Here is an 11,362-nt window from a genome sequence, read left to right as displayed (position 1 = left end):
ATTAAAGTTTTTTATAGGTGATATCATAACTGCCGTCGGCATGTTTAGCTTTAAAGATGAATTTGTACTTGTCACCTTTAATATTCTCAATTCTCAATTCACCTGATTGTGATCCCGTAAGATCTTTATTGAAAATAGTTTTGTTCGATGACTTAATTTCGAGATTAAGCTGGCCTTTTTTCAAATCTGTTGTATACTTAAGAATAAAACTGTCATCCTTGTCAAACTTAATTTTAAAGTCCTGCTTACCATTGAAATCCTCAAAAGTTGCGTAACTATGGCCAGGCAGATCGCTGCCATTCCATTTTTTAGTGTAATTTGGGAATTGCAGCAGCAAAACTCCGCACATGATGTAGTATTTAAGATTTATCATTATCGAGTTGTATTAAGTTTTTTAAGCAGTTCCGGGTTGCGTTTCTTCAGATAACTTTTTAAATAAAGTTTTAGTGGCTTGATGCTAATTAATTCATTAGCAGATGACATAAATATATGGAAATTATCAGAGAAATATATTTCATTTATATTAACAAAATCTCTCATTATGCTAACCCATGATGAAATTTGAATGTTTAACAGATTGTCCTGATTATTTACTGCAATACTTAAGATTAATTCTGGTCCATGTTTAAATTCCGGATCTTTTATATTCATCAAAAGTATTCTTTCAATGGTTTCCATTACTATAGCATTCAGTACAGGGGTTGATAATGAACTAAATGAAGAAAAGTCTATTGCAGGACAGGAGGCTGGTTGTTCCTTATTCAGTATTAAATGAATACATTCCAGTACGTATTTTTTCCAGTTATAAAAATCCTTATTAATAAGGGCTACTTTAGCTTTGTTAGTTAACATCTGATATATAACCAGAAATGCAATCTCTGAATTTGGGTATAATAATAAATTCACAGCATGGTTTAGCCCCTTTTCGATGATCTGAGTACTTTCGGCATATTTTTTTTTTCTATATTCTAAATAAGATTTAGCAGAGGTACAGGAGGTTTGAATAAAATCCTGTTCGAAAGATCCTTCCTTGAATATTGAAGCCATTTTGTCGGCTTCCGTGGCACAAGAAACTGATAGATTCGTCAAATTGTTTTTTGACAATTGAAATGCCTGATTATATTCCTCTATGATGACGTTGATGTATGGTTTATTTAATTCAGCAGTATTCGTTTTAATGAGATTCTCCAATAAAAGATCTACTTGTTGTTTGATGTGAACTCTGTTCCTTACCCCAAAATATGGAGATTCCTCATCTGCAGGCTGATTATCGATATGAACAAAATTATTGATAGAATGTTGGATTGTGTTTTTGTAAGAAGGACATACAATGTTCTGATCAGTAGCGTAGCCCCCACAACCTACCAATAATTGACAATTTTTGCAGTCAGGATGAATCTCAATTTGTTTAGTTATCGTTTTGAGGCGTGAACTGTCACACACCAGGCCGGAGAAGGGTAGCTCCTTTAGATAGCTACAACTGGAATTTATTAATGACAGTGAGTAAGTATTTCTGATGAAATTTATTTTTGAAAAATTATCCGAAAAGAAACCCTCATTGTAAGTATAACAGGAATATTGTGTAATGTCACTTTTTTCAAAGCCAGCTTCCGAGGATCTTTTAGTTATTATTTGCTGCAGATGAACTCTTTCAGGAACCGGATTTATATCATCCTTATATTCACTTAAGTTGATGTATTGATGATCATGGCAGCTTAATTCAAGAGTGAAATAGCGTATTTTTTTTAATCGTTCATTCTGATTAAAAGCTTGTTTAATAATAGAGACGGTTTCTGTAGTTTCATCGCCTCCACGGGTAAATAGAAAAGCCAGCTGCGTTATTCCTTGCAGGACTGTAAAAGCATTCAGATCGTTGATAAATTGTTCATCTAAATTCTCGTCAACAAGAATGGTTAATCTATCAAATACTTTCAATCTTTCAATCAGACTGCTTTTCTCCTCCTGGCTCTCATGGATCAGGATTCCACTGGAAATCAGCTCATAGAGTAAACCTTCGTTAAGTTTCCCGAACTGACCTGTTTCAATCAGTTCTTTGTTTAAAGGATCAAGAACAACCCATTTCTTTAGTTTGCAATTAAAAAATATAAATGACGGGGTTTTATGTTCATTTATAGTCTTAGTTACAATGCAAAAAGAAGAAATTTTTAAGGATGTTGTTCTTATCATAGATTTATGGGATGGAAGAAGAAGGTATTTGTTTAAATTTATTGGTTTAAATGGCCGTCGACTGTTTCTGCTAAATAATCAATGCTGTTGAAAAAGGCGATGTCTATTTCATCATCGTTAAATTCTATGGAGAATTCATCTTCGAGTGTGGTTACAAAAATCAGGGCAACCATAGATTCTGAAGTTATTGCTCTTAGTTTTTCGTCATCGCTAATTTCCAGTTTGTTTAATTCAGCGTAATCACTCTCGATTACTTCATTTAATATGGTAACTACTCTATCTCTAGTTTTTATCATGATTCTTTTTTTTTCTAAATTTCATTGCCAGACTATATCTTGACAATTTACAGATTCGTGTAGGTATGGTTCCCATGTGCTCTATATTGCCGGGGAAGATGACAATCCTGCCGGGAGTTGGTAAGATGGCAAGACGTGATTGTTTATTTTCATAAAAGATGGTTTCTCCACCATATTTATAATCCCAGAATTTGTTTACGTAATAGAGAACAGTAATATCCGATTGATCAGGATCACAGTCAAAATGCGGATACTCTACATCTCCATATGCACACAGATTAATATAGGAACGACACATCTCATAATCTTTGCCGGCACTATTAATCTGGTTTAAGATTTCTCTCGATTTTTTTCCAATAAAGGTCTCGGTTTCGAATGTAGCCGGGATAAAATCTGTGCTAAAAATTGGAAACTCATCGTATGATAAACTCTTCTCCCGTTTTCTAAAGGAAAGACTGTTTACATATTCATAAAAAGCTTCAATTTCTGCGACTGAAAATATATCGTCGATTATGTGTATTTCTTTGCCGTCAATTATTTCAATCTTCTTTTGCATAACGGTATTTATTTTTGTGCTTCTAATTGTTCAAATCCTTTTCTGACGATCATTTCAATTTTACTTAAATTATCCCGGTTGCCGCTGTTTCTGAAATAGGTCCTTACCAGGTCATAATTTGTTTCATTGATAAAGTTCTCAGTCAGTGATAGTGTCCATTCCAGGTTAATTACCTGATGATAACAATCTCCAGGTACAAATATCATGTCACCTGCATTTTGGATACAAGTTAAAGGTTTGTAAGGGAGATTAATTACCTCGCTCCAATCTTCCAGGTTGGGATTAATCTGATATTCTGAAATATTTTTTTTGATAGCCTCTGAGTAAATAGCAGGATAAATCAACCATAATTTTTTACCTTTTAAAAGATAGTTCCATGCACTGCTCCACCAGATATCCCGGTGGATCTGGCTCCCGGTTCCTGCATTACCAGCATAGATCCAACTCAGATTTGTCTTGGGTGCTCCTAATTTTGTATTGGAGTACCAACAATTAAATGCTTCGGGAATATGGTAATCTTCTTTAATTTCAGCGCTTAGCAGACCGCTGGTTTTAAAATATAAATGAGGCTCAGAAATATTTAGATAATCGGCATAGGATATATATAAAGGAGCTGACTCATCATTTGTATTTTCTATTTTTTCCTGCTTAACCAAGGTCTTTGACAGATATTCATGGGTCCACTTAATTTTAATTGGCATATCCTGAAAGGCATTTGTAAAATTGACAGGTTTACCAGCATATCCGTAATTATCATTGAAGTTTTTCTTGGTTAATTGAGCAACATCATCAGTTGCTACCGAAGTCGTTTTTCTTAATAAATCTATTAAATTCTGCATCTTTTACCCTTTTGAAAATTTGTTTATAATAATGTCTATTATTTTTTGACTGTTATTCCTGTCCTTGATGTTGAATGCTGGGGCATTCAAATTTTCATTGAAATATTTAAGCTTACTTTGATATTCATCTTCGTCAAGCATTCTATATGAAACACGGACCTGGTTGTTGAAATGAATTGTATATTCAAATGGAGTTAAAACATAGAACAGAACCTCGCAATCGACAAAAGCTTTAATTACATCGGTAGTTTTTTTGATATAGTCGAGAGTATCATTAGGACTGATTGTGCAAATGAGTGTATCTGGATAAAATGCTTTAACATAACTTAGCATCTCTGCTGCATTAGAATCATTCATAGGGTATTTAGGTAAAATAGAACCCTGGCTCCCTGTAATAATGATATCTGGCTTAGTATGTTCTTCGATTACCTGGGTTAAAAAGCGTAAAGATTTATTCCACTCCCTGATGTCCACATCAACTGTGCTTTTGTGGCCAATCGGAAAGACGAAATCGGCTCCTAATACTATTCCCTGTGGTTCTGTAGATAGATGAGATACCTTATAGCCATTTTCCCTGAGAAGTTCTTTTAAGATTAACTGGGTAGTAAATTTACCTTGCTTTTTATTTGTTCCAACTACGCAGATTGAAGGAGATTTTAAAACCTGGTGCTCCATCGAAGCACAGAGGTTCTCCTGGTCCTGTCTCCGAAAGGCAGTAACAAAAATACTCCCGGTATACTCCCCGCCCGAATCTGAGATTACTGAGTGGATTAAGTCTTTGATTGCCAGGTCCCAAACAATGAAATTTTTATTTCTCTTTACACATTCTTTAATCAATGAATAACCCTGATAAGAGTTCTGATCAAGTAGTTTATCCAGGAAATAGCCTATTATAACAGTATCAAATGTGTTATAAGCCGCATCTTCTAATTCTCCAAAAGTGTAGGGGACACCCAGGTTCTCCAGCAGACTTATGCTTTGATTTAGTTTGATCGATCTTAAATTTCCGACTGCTAGTGTAAGCTGATATGGGAATAGTTGAGGGAATTCTAAAATAGACTGCATTTCTTTCTCTTCAAATGGATAGATAGCTATATTTAAAATTCCTGCAGCTGGTTTTAAAGAATTATAAATTTCTTCCGCAGAGAATACTGGCGTCTCAGTTTTATTTAATTTTCTTATTTTAGAGTCGTGTTTAGTCAGACTGATAATCGAATTATCCGAATTTCGTTTAATCCAGCTATTTAAAGAGTCCAGGTCATTCCATTGGTTTTCTAACTTAGCTTTGCAGATTATTCCAGAAAAGTGAGCAGTGGCAAGGCTCGTACCTACACTGAATCTAAAGGCATTTTCCGGATAAGCCACTCTTTGGAACCCACCTTTGGCCAGAATGTCTGCTGATTTGTTATCAAGCTTTCTGAATTTGTGTTTAGTCTCCACAATTCCTTGCCCTACGCCAAGTACTGAACTAAAATGAGCGGGATAACATAACTTATCATGTAAGTAGTGAACTGCTGCAACCAGAATCACTCCTTGTTTTGATGCTCTGTCACAGGCTAGCCTCAATTCTTTGGAAGGATTGTTAGTCTTGATGCCCATGCTGATATTAATCAGTTCTATCTCCTTATTGTTTAAGAGATAGTTAATGGCCTGCACCAGTAAATTCTCACTAATCCGTCCGTTTTCTGCTTCCAGTTTTACTACTTCAGTCTCCACATAGGGTGCATGTTGCACAATTATTGACAAAATACCTGTACCATGCCCTTTGATATCCTTAAAGCTGTTTTTTACCAGTTTAATCTCTTTCCTAAGATTTTCGGACAGAGTTATTCCGGTAATATGATGATGATTAAACCGTTTGTGAGTATGATCTACTCCCGTATCAATTATTCCAATTTTCAATTAATTCTTATTTATTTGAGTGACCGGTATTTACTGCTGCTGCTGCGGTAGGAGCATTGATTGACTCTGGATTGTTGATCATTCTAAGATATTGCTCCCTGATATAACTTTCCGTTTTATATTTCCATTCAGTACACTGAGGTACTGTGTTTTTAATCGCCTCATATGAGCAGGAAATCTTATCACAAACTGGTAAATATTTACAGTTTCTGCAGACATCATTATGTGAGTAGCGATTAAAAGCACTGTATTTAGCAAAGATATTGGGGTCATAAGCATCAAAAACAGAACTTGGAGCCTGTTTATCATCGTGAATAGTTTCCCAGCATTTATGAATGAAACCATTTGGGTCAACAACAAGACTGATTGGAGAAGCCCATGTTGCACAGGTAGATTGATAGGATGGAAGATCCCATTTCAATTTAGCAGCTTTAACCTGGTTCTGGTTAGCCCAGCGGTTAAAGCGTTCGAGTAAATTCAAACGGAAATTTTGTTTAAAATCAAAAAAGGCGTCAACATGCATCCTATTGTCTTTTTCTTCTTCATTTAAGGTGATTTCCTCATAGGATCTGAGCCAAGCGGGATCAAAACTAAATTGTTTATACTTATCAGGCCAAATACCAAAACTTTGAAAATCATCTAACATGTCGGGGGTTGAGTCAGCCACTTCGTTATCAACATTAATTCTCACTAATACATTAATACCTTCTGGTATTTGAGAAAGATTTTCTAATATTCTGTAGTAATTTTTTGCGTTTTTTTGTTTAAGCGGTCTTTTTTTATCATGAATTGCTCTTGCTCCATCTATTGTTACCTGCATTAATTGAACTTTATTGTCAATCAGCTTTTGGACATTAGTTTCTGTTAAATAAATCCCGTTTGTTATTATTTTTGCATTATATATCAGGTTGTGTTTTTTAGCCAGTTCAATTAGCCCAACAGACATATCTTCAATGGCCTTTACATTAAGTAGTGGTTCTCCACCATACCACGTGATTGAAAGGGTATGGATTTTTTGTTCCGCTTTCCGTATAATTTCATCAATATAGATGATAGTTTGTTTCTTAACTTTATCATCTTTCAGGGTATGGTTAGGCTTAACAAATTCAAAGCAATAGGAGCATCCCATATTGCATGAAATTGTTGTGCCGATAGTGAGATAGATTGTTCCGGCATTTTTGAACTGGTAATCGTTGCTGTTTTTTTCAAAGATTTCAATCATATTTTTTTCAGAATCAATGATATATTCTTTGGAGAATAAGTATTCCAGTAGCAGTAGATGATCAGTATAAACTTCTTTTTGAAAATAGGGTAAGCAAGAGATCTCTGACATCAGTTTCCCCTCTTCAGCATTCAATATTTCGATACCTCCTGTAAGTGTATTAAAGATTAAAAACTCTTCCCTGTCATCGACTGGGATCAGAACATTATATGGGCTGGATTTAAGAAGTTGCATAATTAATTTGATTAGTTGATATCAAAAGTTAATGATTACTATTTATCTGAATTCTTTATTAAGAATTATAAAGAAACAATAGTCACAGTTTTAAATATGAATAAACACTACAGTGAAATGGTCGCAATGAATGAATACAATAGCATATTAAATGCTATTGTATTCGCTAATGAATCTTAAAATAAGATATCATTATCACTGCCGATATTTCCATCGGCTCTTCCAAAGTTTCCTGTGCAGTCGAAGGTTTCACAAAGTGATTCTACTTCCATTGCTAGTCTTTCTTCTGTCGAATTAGGTTTTACTAATTCTTTTCTTAGTAATTCTGCTTTTAATTGTTCTTTGTCCATGATTTAAGGATTAAAGGTTGAAAAATTGGTTAATTAAAGGTAATATTTTTAATCTATTTAATTATTTTTTTTCCTTGTATTAAAAATGTTATACAAGAAATAATTTGTTTTTTATGTGCCTTTTTTCCTAAGAATAGGGGTAACAGTATTTACTAAGTAGTTTTTTGATTAGATCCCATTTACTGCAGCACGCAAAACCTTGTCCTCATATGGAGCCAAGTCCTCTACTTTCTCCAGTTTTACCAGTACATCAGGAACAATTCCCTTTGTTTCTATCGACTTTCCATTAATTAAAATTTTCCCATAGCTAATGGCATTTGTAGTAAATGAGATTTCTTCATTTGGTAAGACTACTTGGTAAGTAAATGCCAGTGCACCAATTGAACTTTCACTGCCAAAAATCTTGGCATTAGCTCTTTCCTTCTTTAAACAACCAGCAAGTAATTCTGCAACACAAGCACTATTTTTATTGATAATTACCGCTATTCTACCATTCTCTCTGAAATTTGAAGGAGAAAGATTTCTGTTTACTATAACAGAGTCTAATTTGTTTGAATTCAGTTTTTCAAAATCAAAGTATTTAAATGGTTTCTGAATAAAAGAAGATAAAAATCTTGCTCCGGCAAGGAAATCACCTCCGCCACAATTCCTGAAGTCAAGAATTAAGTTCTTTTTAGTATTTATGCTATCCAGATTAGAAATGAAAGTATTGATAGTCTGATCATTGATACTGTTGATTTTATAATATGTAGTTGAATCATTTAAAAAGGTATAGGTATCACCCTTGTTTCCGCTATATTTTTTTGAGGTACTATACATAGGTTTTAAGCTATAATTTACTTCATCTGTTATGCCTGCGGGATTAATGAGTTTAACTATCATTTTTTCGCCGGGGGTTTTCTTTAATAACTGATGCAGATGGTCAACTGTAAACTCTTTGCTTAAGCTGATCCTTTTGCCGTTAATCTCTAGTATTTCACTCCCAAGGGGGATTTTTTCTTCTAACTCTGTATCTAGGATAGCCGAAACAATAGCTCTGTCATTGAAATTGTAACAATATATGGGGGTAATCAATGGTTTATCCGATTGTAAAGAACATTTTGACTGGATAGAGAAATGTGGATCCTTAAGTTCTGTATTTAAGAAGTGGCTGATTTTAGCAACTTTATCGCAGAGTGATGATTTTTCCCTGAGCAGTGCCTCTGCTTTAGTAAGTATTTGATTTTTGTCTAAATTTCTTTCGTTATAAAATGGATAACTTCTGAGCAGAGAAAAAAATACGTCATTTAGAATCTCTTCAGGTTTACGTAAGGAATCTTCAATAAAGACGTTTGATTTATAGTGTTCCTCGTATTGATCAGTTGGGAAATGTAGGTATTGCCCGGTTGATTCAAAGGGAGTAAGTTGAACAGATGAGGTGCTCCTGGGGTTGCTGTAAGGCAAATCCATAAAGGTTTTGGATGGAGAAAGGTGTTTTTCGATTTTACTATCTCCAAGCCAGGCATCGCCAACTATAAATCTAGCTAAGTTTTTAGTGTTCAGATTTTGAAAGGTGATTGCAATTTTCAGGTTTTTTTTGTCAAAGGCTGATAATGAGTCGAAATTTAGGAAAAGCGGTGGTTGGTAGCCCTGACTGATAAATTTAACGGTCCTCTTTAATTCATGAGATTGATTATCGGTTATTTTAAACTCTGCGATACTTACATTCTGTACAAAAAAACGGAGGACAAGATTTAGTGAGGAGATTTTTTCTGGTGTATCGGACTTTGTTTTGAAATTAAGTATAGACTGATTTGGGAGAAGAAAACTTTGACCAAGACTCTCCATATCATCAAAAACAGGAAATTGCAGGCCTGAAGCTTTTAGTTTGAAATCAGGTAACCAAGTATAATTTTTTATGTATTTCCTGGTTTTATAATAGGCATAAGTCTGCGAAAAGCAAAGCTGAACAGTTCCGAAAAGAAGAAAGATGATGGCTAATAAGTTTTTCTGCTTACACATAGATATTCCTGATTTTAAAAGTCTATACCCATTTTTTTCATATCATAGAGCTGATCAAGCTCCTTTAGCAGATTGTTTTCAATCATTTGCCACTGATGAGCAGGTGTGAAACCGCTATGTCTGGATCTGCAAATGGTAATTAACCTGGGCTTTATCCGGGACAGCTCTAATGCCCCTACTAGATCTTTTATTTGTTCGTTGATTTCCACTTCGTTTAGTTCCCGTGAGCTGGGATAGTGGTAGTCGGTTTTATTAAAGATGAAAAAATGACTTCCTTTATACTGAACCGCATTTACTGTTGAGCTTGTGAAATTTAGAGTATGGTATTTGTTGGATGTAAAGTCATCATATTCCTGTTTAGTTGTTTCCATTACCACTTCTTTGTTAGGAGATTCACAACAGGAAAAATAATCTAAATCAATATCTAATAAGATGTCAGCTTGTTTGTCAAATTTTGAGTTTTTGAAGCCAGTGAAATCAAACTTGGAGTAATTATATGTTTTAAAAGTGCTACTTGAGGCGGTGGGGGTGTATTTATCTGAGATGAATTTTTTCGCCTGATCATTATAAGACCTTATATACATTTCAAAATTTCCAATCTTTGGCATATCTCTTCTTACCCAAATAAAATTGTCAATAATGTCAAGATAGATAGCTGGGATAATAAAAGTATCAATATTCAATTCCTGGTAGGCGAATGCTTTAATCTCAGCCTCGTCTTTAGCCAAGATGTCTGTCGCAGCAGTATTTAAGAGTGGAGTTCTAAGGTCTGAATGATCGTCAAAATGCAACAATGTATTCCTTTTAGAAATAATTCCTTTTTTAGTAGCGAGCGTCCATGCAATAAAAGCCTCATGATGTTCTTCAAGGATAATTGTAGGTATTTTCATTGGCTTATAGATGGTTGTCTATCACAAGTTTAAAAAAAATAAGTTAGTTATACAAATAATATTTTTAATCATAATGTAATAATAGCATTACGTTTATTATTATATTATTACATTGATTTCTGATTATATAAAATATATCTTTTAATTATGATAGTTAATTTAATATAATAAATTATTATTTCTTAAATTAAACAAAAAGATTTCCTTATGTCAAATAAAAGCTTTTTTTATTGCTTTTATTTGTCTTTGTAAAGCTGATGTTTAATATTTTTTTATTTTGCTTATAGCAGTAAATCTGTGTCTTACGGATTAGAATTGTATATACAATGTCTATAGGAGATGCAATATTGATAGGAGTTTTATCTGAATGTAGCTTTTTGATATACCAACCATCTTACTGTTGATTTTTGTGACAAAAAATATTGTTTTTTTGATTTATTATTTTCTAATATGTTATGTTTTTTTTTATTTTTCTTTTAAATCTTATAGATCAATCTTGTTTCATGGGAAACCAAACAAATAATTGAAGTATTTGTATTATCTGTTTCCCGATAAATATCATTTTGAGCAAGTATATTTTGAGTAAATGAAAAATATATTTATATTGGTGTGTTTATGATAAACTTATAAATAAGAAAAAATATAAATCAAATTTTGTAAGACTAATATTTAGATGCACTTAATCTGGGGAAGAGAAATATTTGGATAGGAAATGAATGAGAATTACCAAAGATCTCTATCTGTATTTTCAATTGTAATTATCTATAAGGGCAATAAAAACTTGATTTTATAAGCTAATTCCAATAATATTGTATTATAAGTAAATATTATTAGGGTGAATGGCTGTTTAAAACAATAATATAGAAGCTGATTTCTGTGGTAAGT

General features: G+C 33.4%; 10 protein-coding genes. All 10 read right to left on the bottom strand.

Going from position 1 to position 11,362, the window contains the following annotated elements; translation table 11 throughout:
- Position 1: 1 nt before the first annotated feature.
- Positions 2-373: a hypothetical protein gene (locus AY601_RS17430; RefSeq protein WP_157287993.1), complete on the bottom strand. Its 372-nt coding sequence runs from the start codon at positions 371-373 to the stop codon at positions 2-4.
- Complete coding sequence (locus tag AY601_RS17425; RefSeq protein ID WP_068403357.1) at positions 373-2,187, bottom strand: hypothetical protein; 1,815 nt, start codon at positions 2,185-2,187, stop codon at positions 373-375. Before AY601_RS17425 ends, AY601_RS17430 begins: the two co-directional genes overlap by 1 nt.
- Before the next feature lie 38 nt (positions 2,188-2,225).
- On the bottom strand, positions 2,226-2,483 hold the full coding sequence (locus tag AY601_RS17420; protein WP_068403355.1) for a hypothetical protein: 258 nt from the start codon (positions 2,481-2,483) through the stop codon (positions 2,226-2,228).
- Positions 2,470-3,039 carry a 2OG-Fe(II) oxygenase gene (locus tag AY601_RS17415; RefSeq protein WP_068403353.1) on the bottom strand — a complete coding sequence of 190 codons (570 nt, stop codon included), beginning with the start codon at positions 3,037-3,039 and terminating at the stop codon, positions 2,470-2,472. Before AY601_RS17415 ends, AY601_RS17420 begins: the two co-directional genes overlap by 14 nt.
- Positions 3,040-3,047: 8 nt before the next feature.
- Complete coding sequence (locus tag AY601_RS17410) at positions 3,048-3,878, bottom strand: cupin-like domain-containing protein (protein WP_068403351.1); 831 nt, start codon at positions 3,876-3,878, stop codon at positions 3,048-3,050.
- A gap of 3 nt (positions 3,879-3,881) precedes the next feature.
- A complete protein-coding gene (locus AY601_RS17405; RefSeq protein WP_068403349.1) occupies positions 3,882-5,780 on the bottom strand; it encodes a S8 family serine peptidase in 1,899 nt (632 codons plus the stop codon).
- A 7-nt stretch (positions 5,781-5,787) separates the two neighbouring features.
- The gene (locus AY601_RS17400) at positions 5,788-7,002 is read right to left on the bottom strand and encodes a radical SAM/SPASM domain-containing protein (RefSeq protein WP_198163545.1); all 1,215 of its coding nucleotides are present in this window, start codon (positions 7,000-7,002) and stop codon (positions 5,788-5,790) included.
- Between the two features lie 410 nt (positions 7,003-7,412).
- Complete coding sequence (locus AY601_RS25765; protein ID WP_157287991.1) at positions 7,413-7,586, bottom strand: hypothetical protein; 174 nt, start codon at positions 7,584-7,586, stop codon at positions 7,413-7,415.
- Positions 7,587-7,754: 168 nt separating this feature from the next.
- Positions 7,755-9,587, bottom strand: a complete 1,833-nt coding sequence (locus AY601_RS17395) for a S41 family peptidase (protein ID WP_068403345.1) — start codon at positions 9,585-9,587, stop codon at positions 7,755-7,757.
- Positions 9,588-9,601: 14 nt separating this feature from the next.
- On the bottom strand, positions 9,602-10,477 hold the full coding sequence (locus AY601_RS17390) for a UPF0489 family protein (protein ID WP_068403343.1): 876 nt from the start codon (positions 10,475-10,477) through the stop codon (positions 9,602-9,604).
- Positions 10,478-11,362: the final 885 nt, after the last annotated feature.

Source organism: Pedobacter cryoconitis (assembly GCF_001590605.1).
In the GTDB taxonomy this organism is placed as follows: domain Bacteria; phylum Bacteroidota; class Bacteroidia; order Sphingobacteriales; family Sphingobacteriaceae; genus Pedobacter; species Pedobacter cryoconitis_A.
This window is presented reverse-complemented; position numbering and strand designations above follow the sequence as displayed.